This window comes from Bradyrhizobium sp. Leo78 (assembly GCF_059512425.1).
The window spans coordinates 1-19,224 of record NZ_JCAMOT010000051.1; the positions used below are offsets into that span (position 1 = coordinate 1).

Genomic DNA, 19,224 nt, shown 5'->3' on the forward strand with positions numbered 1-19,224 from the left:
TGTGGTCCTACCCCCGTGCTTTTTGTTGCACGGGACCCATGGGTGCAACCAGCACCCGGCTTTCCCTGCGCCCTCTGCTATCGAGGAGGGTGGAAAGTGAAGCAAAACTCGGACGCAACGCGCCGCGAGAACGCGAACTCGCATCCCTCACGCTGTTTGACATTCAAATCCGACCCTGACGGCGGAGGAGAGCGCGCGACACAACGTGAGACCTATAGGGTGGGCAAAGCGAAGCGTGCCCACCATCCCGAGCGCGGCGCTGGATGGTGGGCACGGCGCAGGGGCGCCTTTGCCCACCCTACGGCCTCTCACAACTCCCGCGCATTCGAAAAGGCGAACGAACTCACCCGCCGCGTGTTCTCGTCCAGGATCAGCGTGCGCGTGATCGGCGGCTCGGCGCGTTGGGCGCAGTTCTCGCGCTCGCAGAGGCGGCAGTTGACGCCGATCGGCGTGCCCTCGGCCTTTTCGAGGTCCATGCCGGCGGCGTAGACGAGGCGCGAGGCGTGGCGAATCTCGCAGCCAAGGCTGATGGCAAAGCGCGGCTGCGGCAGCGGATGCGGGGCGATCGGCCGGCGCACCATCTGCGCGATCGAGAAATAGCGCGTGCCGTCGGGGAGCTCGATCACCTGCTTGAGCAGGCGGTCCGGGGTGTCGAAAGTCGAATGCACGTTCCACAGCGGGCAGGTGCCGCCGAATTTCGAGAACGGAAACGTGCCGGAGGAGAAGCGCTTGGACACGTTGCCGGCATTGTCGACGCGCAGCATGAAGAACGGGACGCCGCGCGCGTTCGGCCGCTGCAGCGTGGTGAGGCGATGGCAGATCTGCTCGAAGCCGGCGTTGAAGCGCTGCGCCAGCACATGCACGTCGTAGCTCAGCGCCTCCGCGGCGCTAAGGAAGGGCTGGTAGGGCATCATCACGGCGGCGGCGAAATAGTTCGCGAGCGTGATGCGGTAGAGCCGCCGCGCCGCATCGTCGAGCGGCCCGCCGCGACCGGCGATGGAATCGATGCTTGCTCCGCATTCGGCGAGCCCGATCTGCAGCGCGAGCTGGAAGGTGCGGCTCGGCGTATCGACCAGCTCGGAGATCAGGAGCTGCCGGCGATGGCGGTCGAAGCGCCGCAGTGTCTCGCGCATCACGTCAACAGGCATGATCCGGGTCACGATCGAATGCTTTTCGCGCAGCCGCGCCGAGAGCGCGGCGAACAGCCCGTCGGCCGCCACGTTCAGCTCGTCGCGCAGATTTTCCGCCGCGGTCTCGAGCTCTGGGAAATAGTTGCGGTTGGCCTCGATCAGGTCGCGCACGCGCTCGATCGGGTTGGCCTCGAAGCGGGCGCCTTCGTCGCGGTCGGCCATCTGGGCGGCGACCAGGGTCTCGCCCCGGCGCGCCTCGGTATAGGCGGCATAGAGCCGCTGCAGCGCGTGGGTCACGCCGGGGCAGAGTTCGGCGAGGTCACGCAGTTCCTGCTTGGGAACGTCGATCTGGCGGAACAACGGATCGGAGAAAATCTCGTTGAGCTCGGCGAAGAAGCGATCCTCGTCGGCGGTCGCAAGATCGCGCAGGTCGAGGTCGTAGGTCTCCGCCAGGCGGAGCAGGATCTGGGCTGTCACCGGGCGCTGATTGCGCTCGATCAGGTTGATGTAGCTCGGGGAAATGCCAAGCCCCTCGGCGATCTGGGTCTGCGACAGCCCCAATTGCTGCCGGATCCGGCGGAATCGGGGGCCGACAAACAGCTTTTTTCCGGACTCGGCAGGCATGGCAGTGTTCCTGGCCTAAATTTTTACAAAACTTACAAAATGACATTCCACACAAAAACAGATGTTACATCACATCACCAATAGAATGCAAGGTATCTGTACTAATTCAAGCGCTTCGCGTTTAGCTCCTGACACGCATTTCGCAATGCACTGTCACGAATGTCGATCGAAGTACGAACGGCAAAGACAAGGATCACGGACATGAACTACCAGCCACGTGGGATCAGCGACCGGGCTATCCAGGGACCGGCTTCCTATCTGAGCGAGATTGAAGCCGCCGAAGCACTCCTCAAGACCAAGGACACGTGGAACGGTGTGACCGCCGAGGCCGTGGCGCGCATGCGGCTGCAGAACCGCTTCAAGACCGGCCTCGATATCGCCCGCTACACCGCGGCGCTGATGCGCGCCGACATGGCCGCCTATGACGGCGACCCCACCAAGTACACTCAGTCGCTGGGTTGCTGGCACGGCTTCATCGCCCAGCAGAAGCTGATTTCGGTGAAGAAGCATTTCGGCACGACCGATCGCCGTTATCTGTACCTGTCCGGCTGGATGATCGCCGCGCTCCGCTCCGAGTTCGGACCGCTGCCCGACCAGTCGATGCACGAGAAGACCTCGGTGCCGGCCCTGATCGAGGAGCTCTACACCTTCCTGCGTCAAGCGGACTCCCGCGAGCTGAACGATATCTTCCGCGCGCTCGACGCCGCCCGCAAGGAAGGCGACAAGGCCAAGGAAAAGGCGCTGATCGAGAAGATCGACAACTTCCAGACCCACGTCGTGCCCGTCATCGCTGACATCGATGCCGGCTTCGGCAACGCGGAAGCGACCTACCTGCTCGCCAAGAAGATGATCGAAGCGGGCGCCTGCGCCCTGCAGATCGAAAACCAGGTCTCGGACGAGAAGCAGTGCGGCCACCAGGACGGCAAGGTCACCGTGCCGCATGAGGTGTTCCTGGCGAAGATCCGCGCCTGCCGTCACGCGTTCCTTGAGCTCGGCGTCGAAGACGGCGTCGTCGTGACCCGCACCGACTCGCTCGGCGCCGGCCTCACGCAACAGATCGCCGTGAGCCATAAGCCCGGCGATATCGGCGACCAGTACAACAGCTTCCTGGATTGCGAGGAAGTGACGGCCGCCAACGCTCGGAACGGCGATGTCATCATCAACCAGAACGGCAAGATGATGCGTCCGAAGCGGCTGCCCAGCAATCTCTATCAGTTCCGCCCCGGCACCGGCGAAGACCGCTGCGTGCTGGACTGCATCACCTCGTTGCAGAACGGCGCCGATCTGCTGTGGATCGAGACGGAGAAGCCGCATATCGAGCAGATCGCCAAGATGGTCGATCGGATCCGCAAGGTGGTCCCGAACGCGAAGCTGGCCTACAACAACTCGCCGTCGTTCAACTGGACACTCAACTTCCGTTGGCAGGTCTACGATGCAATGAAGGAAGCCGGCAAGGACGTCAGCAAGTACAACCGTGCCGAGCTGATGAAGGCGGAATACGACGACACGCCGCTGGCAATCGAAGCCGACGAGCGCATCCGCACCTTCCAGGCCGATTCAGCCAAGCGTGCCGGCATCTTCCATCATCTGATCACGTTGCCGACCTATCACACGGCAGCTCTGTCGACGGACAACCTCGCAAGGGAGTATTTCGGCGAGCAGGGTATGCTTGGCTACGTGAAGAACGTTCAGCGCCAGGAGATCCGTCAGGGTATCGCCTGCGTCAAGCATCAGAACATGGCCGGCTCGGATATCGGCGACGATCACAAGGAATATTTCGCGGGTGAAGCCGCTCTGAAGGCGGGCGGCGTCCACAACACGATGAACCAGTTCGGCTAACGGTTGAATCGATCAGGAGACTATCATGACCACAGGCAGCAATTTCTGGGTGATCGGCGGTGAGTTCGGTTCGATGAACTTCCATAAGCTCGTCGAAGGCTCGGCCCAGGTCAAAGGTCCGTTCAAGACCCGCAAGGAAGCGGAGGACTGCTGGCGCGAAGTGTCGGAAGAGAACCGCCACAAGGCCGGCGTGCGCTTCTCCATCGTGGAAGAGCCCTCCCGCGTCCCCGCCTGAGGCTGCCGACGGTCAAGCGTAGAAGAAGACGTCCAAGGACGGACGGCCCCATCCGGATTTCCGGGTGGGGCTGTCTGATTTCGGGACGCCCCTTTGAGGCCCCTTGGGGATAAGTCGCGCGATAACCCCTTGGGAACCAACGGCCTTTGCGGACGTAACGGTTACTGATAGGTTAATAGGCGTAGAACCCGTCAGGACGAGGCCGCAAGGGATGTCGGACGCCCAGAATACCGGCAATGCCGCCAGCGAGATGCGGCCGACGCTGCGCGAAGCCTTGCGCAAGGCGCGGATCGAGGCTGCGGACCGCACCGGCGTCGTCGTCGAACTGCGCGATGCCGAGGTCGCGCGGCTGGAAATCTTGAACGAGGCGCTTGATCCCTTGTTTGCGCAGGTGCCGGAAAAGGTCGATCTGTTCGACCGCGGCATCAGCCAGGGCGAGACGCCGCGGCTGTGGATCGATGTCGTTGCCCATGTCGTGATGGGACGCGACAAGCGGGTCTACCGCTTCGTGCAGGACACCCGCTTCGGCCGCATCGTACTCGCCGAATCGCACGATGTGCCTGTCATCGTCGATGCCGTCACCGACTATGTTGCCCGCCGCATGATCGAGCGCGAGCATGCGATGGTGGCGACGGCGAAGGTGGCGGAGCCCGTGCCCGCCGAGAAGCCGCGGCGCCGCCGCGGGTTCGGGATGTTCCTGCTCGGCTTCATCCTCGGCGCGCTCGCGCTGTTCGGCCTCGCCCTGTTCGCGAGCCTGGGCAATCTCTAGCAGCGTCACACCAGCCGCGTGTCGCTCAGACGCCCGACGCGCAGGTCGTCGCCGATCCCGCGCACCACTTGCTCGCAGCGCCAGGCATTGCCGTCGCGCTCGATCGAAAACAGATTATACGCCGCCGCCGGATAGTGATGGCGCGGCAGCGCCGAAGCCGAGGGCACGCCGATCGCCGGGATCTTGCCGCTGGGGCCGTCGAACCACATCGTGGAATGGATGTGGTCATGGCCGTGCAGGATCAATTCCACGCCGTATCGCTTGATGAGATCGAGCAGCTTGTGCGAGTCGGTGAGCCGCTTGACGCGCGCATCCGAATGCAGGGGATGATGAACCAGCAGCACGCGGAAGGCACCTTCGGTCGACAACTCCGCCAGCATCCGCTCGAGCGCCGCGAGCTGCGCGTGGCCGAGCCATCCGGTCGCCATCAAGGGCGGCGTCGGCACCGCGGAGGATGTCCCGATCAGGGCCACCGGACCGCGCCGGCGCAGGAACGGAAACAATGCGGCGCCATCTGCGCCATCGCCGCGCAGATAGTCGGCGAAGGTCGTGGCGAAGCGATGCCGCGTCGCCCGCACATAGGCGTCGTGATTGCCGGGAACGACGGTCACGCGATCCGGCGGGCCGACGCTCTCGAGCCAGGCGCGCGCCGGCTTGAACTCCGTCTCCAGCGCCAGATTGACGAGATCGCCGGTAATCGCAATGTGATCCGGATGTTGCCCCTGCAAGTCCGCCACCAGCGCATCCAGCACCTCGCGCCGATGGTATTTGTGCCGGTTGCGGGTCCAGTTCAGATAGCCGAAGGCGCGCTTTCCTGCGAGGTCGCGCAGCCGCGCCACCGGCAGCGGCGGCAGATGCGGATCGGACAGATGCGCCAACCGAAACGCCGCCATCATTCCGTCCCTGTTGGCCTGTCCGTGATATACAGCCGCGGCATGGTTATTCCCTGATGGTCCGCATTCTATTGGCAAGCGGGCGGCTTCCGCGCAAGGATCAAACGTCGTTGTCGTTCCAGTCGAGGTTTTCGTGACGTTTCTGATGGATTTGCGCAAGCGCTACGAGCCGCAGCTCAGGCGGGTGTTCCATCTCTATTTTCGGCTGGCACGCGGCATGACGCTCGGCGTGCGTGCGGTCGTGCTTAACCACGAGAACAAGGTGTTCCTGGTCAAGCACAGCTATGTCAGCGGCTGGTATCTGCCGGGCGGAGGCGTCGAGGTCGGCGAGACGCTGATGGAAGCGCTGCGGCGTGAGCTCGAGGAGGAGGGGCGCATCGAGCTTGTGGGCGCCCCGGTGCTGCACGGTGTCTTCCTCAACAGCCACGTCTCCCGCCGCGACCATGTCGCGGTCTACGTCATCAGGCAGTACCGCCAGGACCGCCTGCCGGAGCCGAACCATGAGATCGTGGACACCGGTTTCTTCGATCCGGCGGCATTGCCCGCCGACACCACGCCCGGTACCCGCCTGCGGATCGCCGAAGTGCTCGATGGCGGGGCGCCGATCGCCACATGGCGCTAGCGACGGCTTGTGCTAGAAGACCCAACCTTGAAGATGGAACGCCGCGACAGGGGCCGGATGAAACAATTGAAAACCGCCTTCGGCGTCGTGTTGCTGCTGATCCTGATCAGCAACATCTGGACAATCTCGAAATGGAACGAAAGCCGCGGCGTCTACGATGACATCTGCTACCTCCGCCAGGCGCATCTGTTCCAGCGGTTCGGCGCCAGCGGCCTGGACACGAACGTCGTCAGGGATGACGACGGCTACACACTGCGTAAACTCCAGGAGATCCACTTCCCGGATCCGGGCGATCCCGCGCGCTGGCCGTGCCACACCTTGACGGCGGCGTTGAACAAGGTCGTGCTGCAATATCCGCCCGGCACCGGCTTTGTGCTCGCGCTGTTTCCGTCGGGCTTCCAGGTGACTCCGCTCTATGCCGCCGCGTCGATCGCGATTTTCGCCGTCGCGCTGCTTGCCCTGGCCCGCGCTGCCACGCGTTCCGCTGTCGTGCTCGCCGGCCTGTTCGGTATCGTGGCGCTCTATTTGATGATCAACCCGACCAAGGCAAGCTATTCCGTGGCGCCGACCATGATCGTCTGCGCGCTGACTGGATTCCTGACCGCGCGGCTGTTTGCGAGTAGCGGCGCACGTCGCATCCTGCTTGCCGCGTCGGTCGGCTTGTTGATCGGCCTTTCCGTCAATTTCCGTCTGCCGAACCTGTTTCTGTCGGCAGGCTATGCGGTGTTCTTCCTTATCGCCTTCCTGCGCGCACGGAACATGAACACCTTTTGGCAAGGTCTTTCGTTCGGCATCGCGTTCCTGATCGGCATGGCACCGACAATGATTGCGAATGCGATCAATGCGGGAAGCCCGTTCTCGACCACCTATGGCGGTGTCGACGCGGTGCCGCCGGCATTGGATGCGTCCGTCCTGCTGCAATATGTGCGGGATGCGCAATTCCCGCTGCTGCTGATTGCGATCGCCTGGGTAGTGGCGCTGTGGCGGTCAGGGGGGCGCGTGGCGACACGACAGATCGTCGCCGTGGTCGCGCTTAACCTCGTCATCAATCTGATCTTCTTCACGAGCCATCCCGTCTTCACGCCCTATTACGTGATCCCGATTGTCATGCTGTCATTGTGGACGTTGTTGTTCGCTACCCTGGATCATTGGGCGCCGAAGCTCGCGGATGATTTTCGCGTGCCGCAAAAAGCGGGTGCCTGATGGTGAGCGAGGACGTCATGGCTCGGTCAGCGACGGTGGCGATGGCGGCGTCCGCATTGCGCGTCGCGGTGCTTGTGCCGTGTTTCAACGAGGAAGCGGCGATCGGCACTGTGGTTTCCGATTTCCGCAATGCGCTGCCGGAGGCGCAGATCTTCGTCTATGACAACAACTCGCGCGACCGCACCGCCGAGATCGCGCGTGCCTCGGGTGCAGAGGTCCGCAGCGAGCGGCGCCAAGGCAAAGGACATGTGGTGCGGCGGATGTTCGCAGACGTCGATGCGGACATCTATGTTCTGGTCGATGGCGATGCCACCTATGACGCGCCGAGCGCCTCGCGCATGATCGAGATGCTGGTGAACGATCATCTCGACATGGTGGTCGGCGTCCGGATCGATCAATCCGCGGCCGCCTACAGAAGAGGCCACCGCACCGGCAACCGGATGTTGACCGGCTTCCTGTCCGCCGTGTTTGGCCACGCATTCCGCGACATCCTGTCCGGCTATCGGGTGTTCTCGCGCCGCTTCGTCAAGTCCTTTCCGGTGCTGTCGGACGGTTTCGAGATCGAGACCGAGCTCAGCGTCCATGCGCTGGAATTGGCATTGCCGGTCGGCGAGATCGAGACGCCCTATTATGCCCGGCCGGAGGGATCGGTCAGCAAGCTGAACACCTGGCGCGACGGGTTTCGGATTCTCGGAACCATCCTGAGGCTCTATCGTTCGGAGAAGCCACTGCGGTTTTTCACCGGCATCGGCGTGGTCCTCGCGCTGATCTCGATCGTGCTGGCGATCCCGATCGTCATCACGTTCATCGAAGAGGGCATCGTGCCACGGCTGCCGACGGCGGTGCTGTCGACCGGCCTCATGATCGTGGCGATGCTGTCGGTCTCATCAGGGCTGGTGCTTGACACGGTGACCCGCGGCCGCCGCGAGATGAAGCTGCTCGCCTATCTGTCCCAGCCGGGTATTAACAAGAAATGACGCGGGCGATGGACCGCGCCCGATCCAGGTGCTATCCCGCGCATCACCATGAGTGATTTGTCGCTGACCATCCTGCCGGAAACGCCGAACGACGCCCAGGCGATCGAGCGCCTGCACGAACGCACGTTCGGGCCCGGCCGTTTCGTGCTTAGCGCCTATCGGCTGCGCGAACATGTCGACCATCTGCTCGATCTGTCCTTCACCGCGCGCATCGGCACGCTCCTGGTCGGTTCGGTCAGGCAACTGCCCGTCATGATCGGCGACACGCCGGCGTTGATGCTGGGCCCATTGACCGTGGAGCCGCCGTTTCGTGACCGCGGCGTCGGCCGCGCGCTGCTCGACCGCGCGCTCTCCGATGCCAAGGCCAAAGGGCACCGCCTCGTGATCCTGGTCGGCGACGAGCCTTACTACAGCCGCGTCGGCTTCAAGGTGGTCCCGAAGGGCAGGGCGACCATGCCCGGTCCGGTCGACTACAACCGCCTGCTGGTGGCCGAACTGGTGGAGGGCGCCTTCGCCGACGTCTCCGGTCCGATCGGCCCCGATTGGAGCAAGGCACGGTAGAGGAAGTCACCGTGCTCTCCCTCTTCCGCAGCAAGCGAAAGAGGGAGAAGGAACCGGCTCAGAACTTCAGGTTCGCAAAGGCCCTGACGCCAATGCCGGGCAGCAGCACCTGGTCCTTGGTATAGGAGACGGAGTTGCGGATGTTCTCGTTGAGCAGGTTGTTGCCGACGAGGCCGACCGTCATCTCGCGTGCGCCGATCCAGGACTGGTCGAGCTTGGTGTTGTAGCTGACCTCCGCCTTCAGCAGGTTGTAGCCCGCCGTCGGCGTCTCCGCGATCGGAGCGACGTCGTTCTGTGCAAACGCGTGCAGCAGGTTGACGCGCATGAACCAGTTGTCGTCGCGCCAATAGACGCCGCCACCGAGGCGCATCGGCGGAATGCGTGGCACGTTGGTGCCGTCGCTGAATGTGGCGCGGACGATGTCGAACTGGTTCTCGATGCCCCAGATGCCGCTATAGAGCGGCCCGATATCGAGCTGGCTCTGGAACTCGCCGCCGCGGAAGGTGGCGTTGCGCTGGGAATAGACCGCCTGGTTCAATTCACCGTCGGGCGCGCCGCAGGAATTGAAGTCCCCGTCACACATCACGCCGGTGAGCCGGCGAAAGATGAAATTGTCGAAATGGGTGTAGTAGGCGGTTGCCTCGAAGCGGAACGGTCCGGTCGCCTTGCGCAGACCGATCTCGATCGATTTCGCGGTCTCGATCGTCAGGTTGGGATTGCCGATATCGAAGGTGGCGGTAGCGTCATGCGGTCCGCGCGAAAACAGTTCCGCGGGCTTTGGCGCGCGCTCGACATATTGTGCGGTGATGCTGCCGACGAGATCGTAGGGCAGGTTCTGGATCAACCCGATGCTGCCGCTCTTCGGCGTAAAGGATGGATTGCGGGCGATGTTGAACTGCGGATTGCCGTCAGGCAGGAAGTCGGGTGGGAAATTCGGCGTCGAGCCGTGCAACTCGACATGCTCGATACGGCCGGCGATCTGCGCTTTGGTCGTCTCGGAGAATTTGAACTCGTTGAAGACGTAGCCGGCGATACGGTTGTTGTTGTTCGGATTCCACAGGCCGTTGAATAGCGAACCGGGATCGTCCGCGCTCGGAGCGGTCAATTCCTGGTGGCCGCCCTGCAGGCCGAACGCGGTGGTCACGTCGGCAAAGCGCGCATTGAACGGCATCAACTGCACCTCGACGCGGGCCTCCTGCTCCTTGTTGGTGAAGGTCTGACGTACGCCGTCGCTGAAGGGATTGGCTGGATCCGCCAGCCCAAGCTCGTTGTGTCTGTAGTCGGTCGCGCCGGCCCAGAGACGGATTGCGTCGATGGCCGCGGCATCCGGCCGGTATTCGCCTTTCATGGTGATCTTGGTCTGATGTGCGTCGATCCGGGTCTGATGGTCGGCGCCGTCGATACCGGGGATGTGATAAAGTGTATCGTTTTGGGTGATTGCGGCGCCGATGAAGCCGCCATTGAAGATATAGGAGCCGCCGATCGAAGCACCATCCGCCTGCATGGCCGAGTTCGGTTGGCGGTAGTTCACCGGTCTCGAGTGGTCGAACAAGTAGGGATAGCTCGGGATGTCGTAATCGCCGGCCTTGCGACCAAAGGCGTCGGCGTGAAACGCGAAATTGCCTGCGCCGGTATCGAGCAGGATGCCGCCGTCGACGCCACGGTCGGCGGAGTTAACCGCTGTTCGCGTCTCGACGTTCACGCAAGGTGACGAAGGCGCGCCGGCCAGCGGCGCTTTCGCCGGCAGGCCGTAGCTTTGGAACGGCGGGGCCGCGCATGAGGGAAGGGCGTCCGGAATGCGGTTGTTGGCCGCGCTGACGATGCCTCCGATCGAAGTCGAGCCGTAACGCATCGCCGCCGGACCACGAATGACCTCGACCTGGTTCGTGGCGAGCGGATCAACCGGCACGTAATGATCCTCACCGAGATCCGAGGCGCCGCCGGCGTTATTGCCGTTCTCGATGATTCCAACGCGATTGACGTCGAGCCCTCGGATAATCGGCCGGCTCGAAGCGCCCGGCGCAAAGGTTGAGCCGGTGATGCCCGGTTTGGAAAACAGGAGGTCACCGAGCTGTGCGGTGCCCTCGCGGCGAATTTCCTCGTTCGGCACCACGGTGACCGTTGCGAACTGATCGGTCACGACCTGCAGCACCCCTTGCTGTGGCGCTGGCGGCGCGGCCGGCGCGGGCTGCGGTTGTTGGGCTACGCGCTCGCGATTGCGGCCGGGCGTGCTGCGCGCGGCGCGAATGGGGGCGCGCGCCGGAGCAACGGCCCGGTGGCGCCGCACGATCGGACTTGGTGCCGTCACGTTGATGTCAGGCAGTTGCGTTGCCGGCGCCGCTGCGGGTGCATCCTGAGCGATCGCGCCGCTGCCGAGCGCGCATAGTACCAGCCAGCTTGCTCCACCGATGTGGAAAGCTCGTTTTTTCTTGAATCCCATTTTCCTGATCCTGCTGTCGTCGGCCGCGCCGACGGACCCGATTGCGATGTGCTTCGCATCTCGCTTGAGCAGCGGGCGTGCGAAGGCGGTTCGGTCAATCGATCAGGAGAGGGGTGGCGCGCGCGACTGGAACGCTCGATGGGCGGTGCCGAGATGGGCGAAGCCGGCTTCGGTGGTGAGCTGGAGAAGTTCGATCGCCTGCGGCAGCAACAGCACCGGAGGCGTTGCGAACAGCATGCCGTGCGCCATCGTGATGACGGCGCAGATGGCGCAGCCGTCGGCGGGCTGCTGATGGTTATCCTGGTGCGGAGATTGTTGCTGGGGCGCGGACAGGCTCGCCGCATCCGTGACCACGAGGTCCGCGGCACGAAGAAAGTCGGTCTGCGATGTCGCGGTCTGGAGCGCGGGAGCGGCCTGCGCCGGATGGAAGTGGCCGAACGACAGCACAAACTGGACGGCGAGCGCGAACAACGCCAGCCGCGCGCCAAGTTTGACGTGTTTTCGAATCCACTTCACGAATCTATGCCCACCCCGGGGGGACGGCCTACCCTGACCGGCCCGATGTTACATTATAACATCGGAAGGAGATGGCAGTGTCAACCGCGGCTCGGGCGAGCGTCGCGCGATCAGTTGAGGCTGTGTGATTGTTGCAACGGCGCGGACGATGGACCCTCATGGCGAGGAGGCGCATAGCGCCGTCTCGAACATGAGGCCCTGATCTCACTCGGAGCCCATCCCTCGAGACGCCGCTTCGCGGCTCCTCGGGATGAGGGGAGACCGTGGCCGATTTCGCCTAGCGCCCCTCGCGGAGCCACGTCGCGGCGAAGGCGCCGAGCAGCAGCAACAGGCCGATCAGCCCTGCGAACATCGGCAGCACGCCGACGCCCTTGACGACGCTGGCGTCGCGCATCCTGACGCCCATCCAGCCCTCGCCGCGGAACACGCTCGACGCACGGACCGGCACGATGCGGGGCATGTCGAGGCTGCTGCCGTCGACCACGCGGCGGGCGTCGCCGCCTGTTGCCTGCGCCAGCGGCTTCAGCATCTCGGTCGTGGAGGTCACTTCCGAGAATTCCTTCGGGTTCGTCGGACCGACATTGACCAGCGCCTTCAGCGTGCCGTCGGTCGCCTGCCACAGGCCGAGCTCGTTGGCCGGCAGCGTCGCCTTCCATTCGCCCGGCTCGCCCTGGGTCAGCGTCATCTCGCGCGTGGCGCCGCTTGGCGAGGTCACGGTGACCGGCGGGACGCTGTCGCCCATGGTCTGGCGCACCACGGAGAGATCGCGGCCCTGGAGCTGCAGCCGCAACGCTTCCTCGTCCAGATCGGGCTGCTTCATCAGCCAGTGCGACATCCGCCTGAGCAGGTCGAGATGCGGACCGCCGCCCTCATAGCCGCGCGCCCACAGCCAGATGTGGTCGGAGAGCAGTAGCGCGACGCGGCCCTCGCCGAAGCGCGACAGCAGCAGCAGAGGCTTGCCGTCGGCGCCGGTCATCACAGGCTGGCCGATGGCGTTGCGCGTGTCGACGGTACGGAAGAAGCGGCTCCAATGCGGCGGCTCGCTGTTCGAGCCTTCCAGCCCGCGCGTCACCGGGTGGCGCTTTCCGGCGTCGGAGAGATGTGCATAGAACGGCTTCTCGGTGACGCCGACGGGTTCGGCCGGGAGTACCGAGTCGAGCGGCGTACGCCAGATGCTGGTGGTGGATGCATAGTCCGGACCGGCGGAGACCAGCACCGCGCCCCCCGCGCGGACGTAGCGCGCGATATTGTCGAAATAGGCGATCGGCAGCACGCCCTGGCGGGCATAGCGATCGAAGATGATGAGCTGGAACTCGTTGATCTTCTGCTGGAACAGTTCGCGGGTCGGAAACGCGATCAGCGACAATTCATTGATCGGCGTGCCGTCCTGCTTTTCCGGCGGACGCAAAATGGTGAAATGCACGAGGTCGACGCTGGCGTCGGACTTCAGCAGGTTACGCCAAGTGCGCTCGCCAGAATGCGGCTCACCCGAGACGAGCAGCACACGCAGCTTGTCGCGCACGCCGTCAATCGCAACCACCGCGCGGTTGTTGACCAGCGTCAGTTCATTGTCGAGCGGAGATGCCTCGATCTCGACGATATTGGGTCCGGCATGCTTGATGTCGATGTCGACATTGGCGGTCTGGCCGCTCTGCAGCGTACGCTCGTTGATCACCTCGCCGTCGCGGCGCACGGTGATCCTGGCGCTCTGGCCGGTCACGCCCTGGTCGTCGAGCCGGTAGGTTATGGTCTGGGTCTGGCCGACGATGCCGAAGCGCGGCGCGGCCGAAATTGCAATCCGTCGATCACGCTCGTCCTTGCGTCCGGTGATCAACGCGTGCACCGGCGCCTGGAAGCCGAGGCCGGCGGCATTGGCCGGGATGTCGTGCACACGGCCGTCGGTGATCAGGAAGGCACCGGCGACACGGTCGACCGGAACGTCCGACAATGCGGAGGACAATGCGCCGAACAGCTTGGTGCCGTCGGTCTCGCCGTCGGCCTGGCCGGCGTCGACGACGCGCACTTCCAGGCCCTTGATTTTCTTCAGGCTGTCGACCAAGGCCTCCTGCGCCTTCGCGGTCTCCTGGTTGCGCGTGCCGAAATTCTGGCTCGGGCTCTTGTCGATCACGACGGCGGCGACCGAGGATAAGGGCTCACGGTCCTCGCGGGTGAAGGAGGGGTTGGCAAGCGCGAGCAAAATCAGCGCCAGCGCCGCGACGCGTATCCATGCGCCGCGCGTGCGAGACAGCAGGAGAAGCGCCGCTATGACGACGATCGCCGCAAGCCCGATCCACAGCACGAGCGAGGGCACCAGCGGCGTGAAGGCAATGCCGTAATTCATAATGCGAACCTATCCGCATCGTCATGCCCGGGCTTGTCCCGGGCATCCACGTTCTTCGTGCCGAGCGGCGAGGCGTGGATGGCCGGGACAAGCCCGGCCATGACGGCGTGTGCGTGGTGAATGTCCCAGCGTATCATTGTCCCAGCCGCTCGATCAGGGCCGGCGCGTGCACCTGGTCGGCCTTGTAGTTGCCGGTCAGCGTATACATCACGATGTTGACGCCGGCGCGGAAGGCGAATTCGCGCTGGCGCGGCTCGCCGGGGGTGAGCGGCAACATCGCCTGGCCGTCGGGCCGGATCGCCCAGGCGCCGGCGAGATCGTTGGAGGTGATGATGATCGGCGAGACGCCGTCGCCGCCGCGGGCGGGGCGCTGTGCGGCCTCGTCATCGTCTTCGCGCGGCAATGTCTCGACCCAGGTCTGGCCCGAAGTGAAGCGGCCGGGGAAGTCGCGCAACAGGTAGAACGTCTTGGTCAGCACGTGCTCACGCGGCACCGGCTCGAGCTCGGGCACGTCGAGCGAGGACAGGATCTCGCGCAGCGCCTGCATGCCCGGCGTCTGCGAGCCGCCATTGTCGCCGGGCGGCGCCTCGACGGCGTCGCGGGTGTCGAACAGCACGGTGCCGCCCTGCTTCATATAGGCGTCGATCTTGTTGATTGCGTCCTGCGGAGGCTTTGGCGCGCCGGGCACGATCGGCCAGTAGATCAGCGGGAAGAAGGCGAGTTCGTCGCGCGCGGGGTCGACGCCGACGGGATCGCCGGCTTCCAGCGCGGTGCGTTGCGCCAGGAACAGTGTCAGCCCGGACATGCCGGCTTTCACGATGGAGTCGACGTCGGCATTGCCGGTGACGACATAAGCCAGCCGCGTCTGCGAAACCGCCTTCATGGCGAAGTCGTCGCTGTTCTCGGCGCGCGTGGCGGACGGAGCGATCGATGCCAGCAGGAAGGCGAGCGCCAGCGCCGCAGGTGCGGCGCGCCGCCGCCACAACGCGGCAAGGCCGGCGCCGAGCATGGCTACCACGATGGCATCGAGCAGGAACAGGCCGAGCGCCGATGACAGCAGGATGCCGCGGAGGTCGCGTGGCTCGGCATTGGTGTAGCTCGCCCGCCGCGCACGCAGGGCAGACGTGTCGAGCGGGGCGATGCGGTCGGCGGTCGCCAGCGTGTTGACGGCGATCGGGGCGTCAGCCGGGCCGTAGAGGCCGGGCGGGTGATCCGGTGTCGCGCGGTCGCGATAGTCGGCCAGCATTGGTTTGGCGGTCGACGGCGGCGGACCGAACGCGCCAAAGCCATCCAGCGTGCGGAGCGGCGCCACGGTCTCGGCCTTGGCTTCGCCAGCCACTCCAGCACCAGGCGTCGAGGTGTAGCCGGACATGTCGACCAGCCGCCGCAGCATCTCGACGAAAGTGCCGGACATCGGCAGGTCCGACCAGCGTGAGTCCGCGCCGACGTGGAACAGGCTGACCACGCCCTTGCCGCGATGCTCGCCGGTGACGAGCGGCGTGCCGTCTTCCAGCGACGCCCAGCTCTTGGTGGCGAGCACGGCATCCGGCTCGGCCAGCACCTGCCGGCTCACGGTAACGTCCTTCGGCACTGGAAGACCGGCGAACGGGCCCTCGGCTGTGAACGAGGCCAGACGCTGCGGCTTCTCCCAGGTCAGGCTGCCGCCGAGGACGCGGCCACCGCGGCGCAGCTTCACCGGCACCAGATCGTCATCGGCTTGCGCCAGCCGTGGGCCGGCGAAACGCACCAGCACGCCGCCCTGGTCGATCCAGGCATTCAGCCGCTCGCGGATATCCGGCGACAGCGTGCCGACATCGGCCATCACGATCATCGGCAGCCGCTGGTCGAGGAATTGGGCGATCGCCTGCTGAGGCGCGCCGCGGTCGCCAAGACGCACATCGGCGAATGGCGACAATGCGCGGGAAAGGTAGAAGGTTGAGGCGAGCAGCGGCTGCGCGGTGTCGTTGGTCGCGCCGGAGACGATGCCGACCGCACGGCGCCGCCACCTCTTGTCGAGGAGCTGCACCGCGCCGGCGGAGCGCTCGCCTGATATCTCCAGCCGGGCGATGTCGTTGCGCAGTTCGACCGGGAGATCGAACGATGCCTCGGTCTCGCGATCCTGCGGGGCGAAGGCGTAGCGCGCCTCGCCGATCGGCGAGCCCTTGGCATCCAGCGCGCGAACCGTCCCGGAAGTGATGCCGGTCTCGGTGCGCAGGACCTTCACGGTCATCTTGGCCGCGGCGTTCTCGGCGGCAACGAGCGCCTGCGCGGACGGCGCACCGCCCTCGTAGATCGTCAGCGTGCGGTTTTCGACCAGCTTGCCGAGCCCTTCGGTGAATTCTGTGCCGCGCCCGGTGTCGACGCCGTCGGACAGCCAGGCGATCTCGGCATCGCCAGTGGCTTTCAGGAACCGATCGATGACCGGCAGCGTGTCGACGCGATCGATCGAATAGGGCTTTGGCGCGAGCTGCCGCAGCGCGACGCGCGCGGTGCCGGCCGGCATCAGCGTGATGTCGCGCGCGGGCTCCGACAGCGGCACCAGCGCTACGCCGCGGCGGTCATTGTCCGCACTGGCGATCAGTTCGTCGGCGGCCCTGATCCGGGCGTCCCAGCTCGAGGCCGAGCTCCAGCCGTCGTCGAGCAGGATCACGAGCGGCGCCTTGGAGGATGCAAGCCCGGTCTGCGGATTCCAGATCGGCCCGGCCGCGGCGAAGATGACGAGCGCGGCGGCGAGGAGGCGCAGCAGCGTCAGCCACCATGGCGTGCGCGAGGGCGTTTCTTCCCTGGGCTGGATGTCGAACAGCAATCTGGTCGGCGGAAATTCGATACGCCGCGGCCGTGGCGGCATCACGCGGAGCAGCCACCAAAGGGCCGGCAGGCTCAGGAGGCCGAGCAGCAGCATCGGTTCGGCAAAGGACAGCGGCAGGCCTGCGATCATGCACCGAGCCCCACTTTGACGGTGGACCGTACGCTGGCCTTGCTCACCGTCATGCCGTTATGCAGGAACAATAGCAGCTCCGCCGCGGAACGGCTGGTGGTATGGGTCGAGAACAACCAGTCGAGCCGGTTGGTCTCGGCGCGGATCTCGTCACGATGCAGCGCGACGCGCGCGACATAGTCGCTGGCCCAGCTCTCGGCGCGGCCCGCGGTAATCGCAGTGCCCGCTTCGGGTTCGACGAATTCAACGCGGCCGGAATAGGGGAAGGTTTCCTCGGCGGGATCGACGACCTGGATCACCGTGCCGTGCGCGCCCGAGGCCGACAGCCCGGCGAGCGTGGTTCGGATTTCCGAAATGGGCGACCAGAAGTCCGACAGCACCACGATCTCGGAAAGTGCCGACGGCACGAAGGACGGCGGCAGGCTGGCGCGGGTCGCATCGTCATGCAGCATCGCCTGCGCCATCTTGTCGATGACCGTGCGGCTCGCGGTCGGGTTCATCAGGCCGGGAATGCCGACGCGTTCGCCGCCGGCGACCAATAACTCGGCCAGCGCAAAGGCGACGATCAGGCCGCGCTCGAGCTTGGAATCGCGCGCCTGCTTGGACGCGAACGCCATCGACGGCGAGCGGTCGGGCCAGATCCAGACAGTGTGCGCCGCCTCCCACTCCTGCTCGCGGACGTAGAGATGATCGTCGCGCGCCGAGCGCCGCCAGTCGACATTCTGCGACGGCTCGCCGGAGACGAAGCGGCGATATTGCCAGAAGCTCTCGCCGGCGCCTGCGCGGCGGCGGCCGTGCAAGCCATGGATGACGTTGTTGGCAATGCGGCGGGCCTCGAGCACCAGGCGCGGCAGCGACGCGGCGAGCGATCGGCTTTCGCCATCGGCACGTCGGACTGCGAGGATCTCCTCGTCCAGGCGCTTGTTCTCTGCGGCCATTAAGCAATCCGCGTCTTCAATTGCTTGATCACGTCAGGAATGGTGCGGCCTTCGGCGCGCGCAGTGAACGTCAGCGCCATGCGGTGCTTGAGCACGGGTTCGGCGAGATCGAGCACGTCGTCGATCGAGGGCGCGAGCCGCCCGTCGAGCAGGGCGCGGGCGCGGACGGCGAGCATCAAGGCCTGGCTGGCGCGCGGGCCCGGTCCCCAGGCGATCAGCTTCTCGCCTTCCGGGTTGGGCCGCGCGGCGCGCACCAGCGACAGGATGGCGTCGACGACGGAATCGCCGACCGGCAGCCTTCGCACCAGTCGTTGCGCGCTGAGCAGCAGTTCCGCGTTCATCGCAGCCTTCGCCAGCGTTTCTTCCGCGCCGGTGGTTTCGAACAGGATGCGACGTTCGGCCTCACGGTCGGGGTAGTCGACATCGATCTCCATCAGGAAACGGTCGAGTTGCGCTTCGGGCAGCGGATAGGTGCCTTCCTGTTCCAGCGGGTTCTGCGTCGCCAGCACATGGAATGGCTTGGGAAGGTCATGGCGGGCGCCCGCAACCGTGATGTGCTGCTCCTGCATGGCTTGCAGCAGCGCCGATTGGGTGCGCGGGCTGGCGCGGTTGATCTCATCCGCCATCAGAAGCTGCGCGAATACCGGACCCGCGATAAAGCGGAACGAGCGCTTGCCCGTGTTGCTCTCGTCCAGCACCTCCGCGCCGAGGATATCCGACGGCATCAGGTCCGGGGTGAACTGGATGCGCTTCGTGTCGAGGCCGAGCGTGATGCCGAGCGTCTCCACGAGCTTGGTCTTGGCAAGGCCGGGAACCCCGATCAGCAGCGCATGTCCGCCGGAAAGGATCGTCACCAAGGTATTCTCGATCACCCGGTCCTGGCCGAAAATAACCGTGGAAATCGCCTCTTTCGCCGTACGGATCTGGCCGGCAACCTGCTCGGCCGAGCGGACGATCACGTCTTCCAGTTTTTCGACACTGTCTGCACCAGCCATTCCGTGCTCCTATCGACGGCGCAACCTTCACATCGTCACGCCATGGGCCCCAAGCTAAGCATAAGCGAAGGCCATGTATTCGTTGAATTAAACTATCCCCACCTTAGCGGCTTTTCAGGGTATGAACGCCATCACGATGTGGCGAGAACGGCATACCTACGCACATCTGAAAGATGTACGTAAGAAACGTGCACCAATCGTGC

Annotated in this window: 15 protein-coding genes; 7 read left to right on the forward strand and 8 right to left on the reverse strand. The window is 64.9% G+C overall.

Annotated elements, in window-relative coordinates; all coding sequences use genetic code 11:
• Positions 1 to 308: 308 nt before the first annotated feature.
• Complete coding sequence (locus AC5ZG1_RS37705) at positions 309 to 1,754, reverse strand: helix-turn-helix domain-containing protein (protein WP_496135930.1); 1,446 nt, start codon at positions 1,752 to 1,754, stop codon at positions 309 to 311.
• Between the two features lie 201 nt (positions 1,755 to 1,955).
• Here AC5ZG1_RS37705 and AC5ZG1_RS37710 point away from each other — a divergent pair, with 201 nt between their 5' ends.
• The 3 genes from AC5ZG1_RS37710 to AC5ZG1_RS37720 all read left to right on the forward strand — a co-directional run bounded on the left by AC5ZG1_RS37710 (position 1,956) and on the right by AC5ZG1_RS37720 (position 4,597).
• Positions 1,956 to 3,593 carry an isocitrate lyase gene (locus tag AC5ZG1_RS37710; RefSeq protein WP_028167479.1) on the forward strand — a complete coding sequence of 546 codons (1,638 nt, stop codon included), beginning with the start codon at positions 1,956 to 1,958 and terminating at the stop codon, positions 3,591 to 3,593.
• A 25-nt stretch (positions 3,594 to 3,618) separates the two neighbouring features.
• The gene (locus AC5ZG1_RS37715; RefSeq protein ID WP_028167478.1) at positions 3,619 to 3,828 is read left to right on the forward strand and encodes a DUF4170 domain-containing protein; all 210 of its coding nucleotides are present in this window, start codon (positions 3,619 to 3,621) and stop codon (positions 3,826 to 3,828) included.
• A gap of 211 nt (positions 3,829 to 4,039) precedes the next feature.
• Positions 4,040 to 4,597 (forward strand): hypothetical protein, encoded by a 558-nt coding sequence (locus tag AC5ZG1_RS37720; protein WP_028167477.1) that lies wholly within the window; start codon positions 4,040 to 4,042, stop codon positions 4,595 to 4,597.
• Positions 4,598 to 4,602: 5 nt separating this feature from the next.
• Here the strand turns inward: AC5ZG1_RS37720 and AC5ZG1_RS37725 are convergent, their stop codons facing one another.
• Complete coding sequence (locus AC5ZG1_RS37725; protein ID WP_208821660.1) at positions 4,603 to 5,490, reverse strand: metallophosphoesterase family protein; 888 nt, start codon at positions 5,488 to 5,490, stop codon at positions 4,603 to 4,605.
• 145 nt (positions 5,491 to 5,635) lie between these two features.
• On the opposite strand from AC5ZG1_RS37725, the gene AC5ZG1_RS37730 reads away from it, so the two are divergent.
• Genes AC5ZG1_RS37730 through AC5ZG1_RS37745 form a run of 4 tightly spaced genes read left to right on the forward strand, consistent with a single transcriptional unit; the run spans position 5,636 to position 8,853 of the window.
• Complete coding sequence (locus AC5ZG1_RS37730) at positions 5,636 to 6,112, forward strand: NUDIX domain-containing protein (RefSeq protein WP_035691794.1); 477 nt, start codon at positions 5,636 to 5,638, stop codon at positions 6,110 to 6,112.
• 57 nt (positions 6,113 to 6,169) lie between these two features.
• Positions 6,170 to 7,315, forward strand: a complete 1,146-nt coding sequence (locus tag AC5ZG1_RS37735) for a hypothetical protein (RefSeq protein ID WP_456646222.1) — start codon at positions 6,170 to 6,172, stop codon at positions 7,313 to 7,315.
• Positions 7,316 to 7,332: 17 nt separating this feature from the next.
• Positions 7,333 to 8,292, forward strand: a complete 960-nt coding sequence (locus AC5ZG1_RS37740) for a glycosyltransferase family 2 protein (RefSeq protein ID WP_496135931.1) — start codon at positions 7,333 to 7,335, stop codon at positions 8,290 to 8,292.
• A 48-nt stretch (positions 8,293 to 8,340) separates the two neighbouring features.
• Positions 8,341 to 8,853, forward strand: coding sequence for a GNAT family N-acetyltransferase (locus AC5ZG1_RS37745; protein ID WP_028167472.1), 513 nt, complete (start codon positions 8,341 to 8,343; stop codon positions 8,851 to 8,853).
• Between the two features lie 58 nt (positions 8,854 to 8,911).
• On the opposite strand, the gene AC5ZG1_RS37750 is transcribed toward AC5ZG1_RS37745, so the two are convergent.
• The 6 genes from AC5ZG1_RS37750 to AC5ZG1_RS37775 all read right to left on the reverse strand — a co-directional run bounded on the left by AC5ZG1_RS37750 (position 8,912) and on the right by AC5ZG1_RS37775 (position 19,021).
• The gene (locus AC5ZG1_RS37750; RefSeq protein WP_496135932.1) at positions 8,912 to 11,293 is read right to left on the reverse strand and encodes a TonB-dependent receptor; all 2,382 of its coding nucleotides are present in this window, start codon (positions 11,291 to 11,293) and stop codon (positions 8,912 to 8,914) included.
• Positions 11,294 to 11,395: 102 nt separating this feature from the next.
• Positions 11,396 to 11,764 carry a DUF2946 family protein gene (locus tag AC5ZG1_RS37755; protein ID WP_496135933.1) on the reverse strand — a complete coding sequence of 123 codons (369 nt, stop codon included), beginning with the start codon at positions 11,762 to 11,764 and terminating at the stop codon, positions 11,396 to 11,398.
• 322 nt (positions 11,765 to 12,086) lie between these two features.
• On the reverse strand, positions 12,087 to 14,150 hold the full coding sequence (locus AC5ZG1_RS37760; protein WP_496135934.1) for a hypothetical protein: 2,064 nt from the start codon (positions 14,148 to 14,150) through the stop codon (positions 12,087 to 12,089).
• Positions 14,151 to 14,283: 133 nt separating this feature from the next.
• Positions 14,284 to 17,088: a DUF4159 domain-containing protein gene (locus tag AC5ZG1_RS37765; RefSeq protein ID WP_496135935.1), complete on the reverse strand. Its 2,805-nt coding sequence runs from the start codon at positions 17,086 to 17,088 to the stop codon at positions 14,284 to 14,286.
• A complete protein-coding gene (locus tag AC5ZG1_RS37770; RefSeq protein WP_028167467.1) occupies positions 17,085 to 18,026 on the reverse strand; it encodes a DUF58 domain-containing protein in 942 nt (313 codons plus the stop codon). The genes AC5ZG1_RS37765 and AC5ZG1_RS37770 overlap by 4 nt, the downstream gene beginning before the upstream one ends.
• Positions 18,026 to 19,021, reverse strand: coding sequence for an AAA family ATPase (locus tag AC5ZG1_RS37775; protein ID WP_028167466.1), 996 nt, complete (start codon positions 19,019 to 19,021; stop codon positions 18,026 to 18,028). Before AC5ZG1_RS37775 ends, AC5ZG1_RS37770 begins: the two co-directional genes overlap by 1 nt.
• Positions 19,022 to 19,224 lie beyond the last annotated feature (203 nt).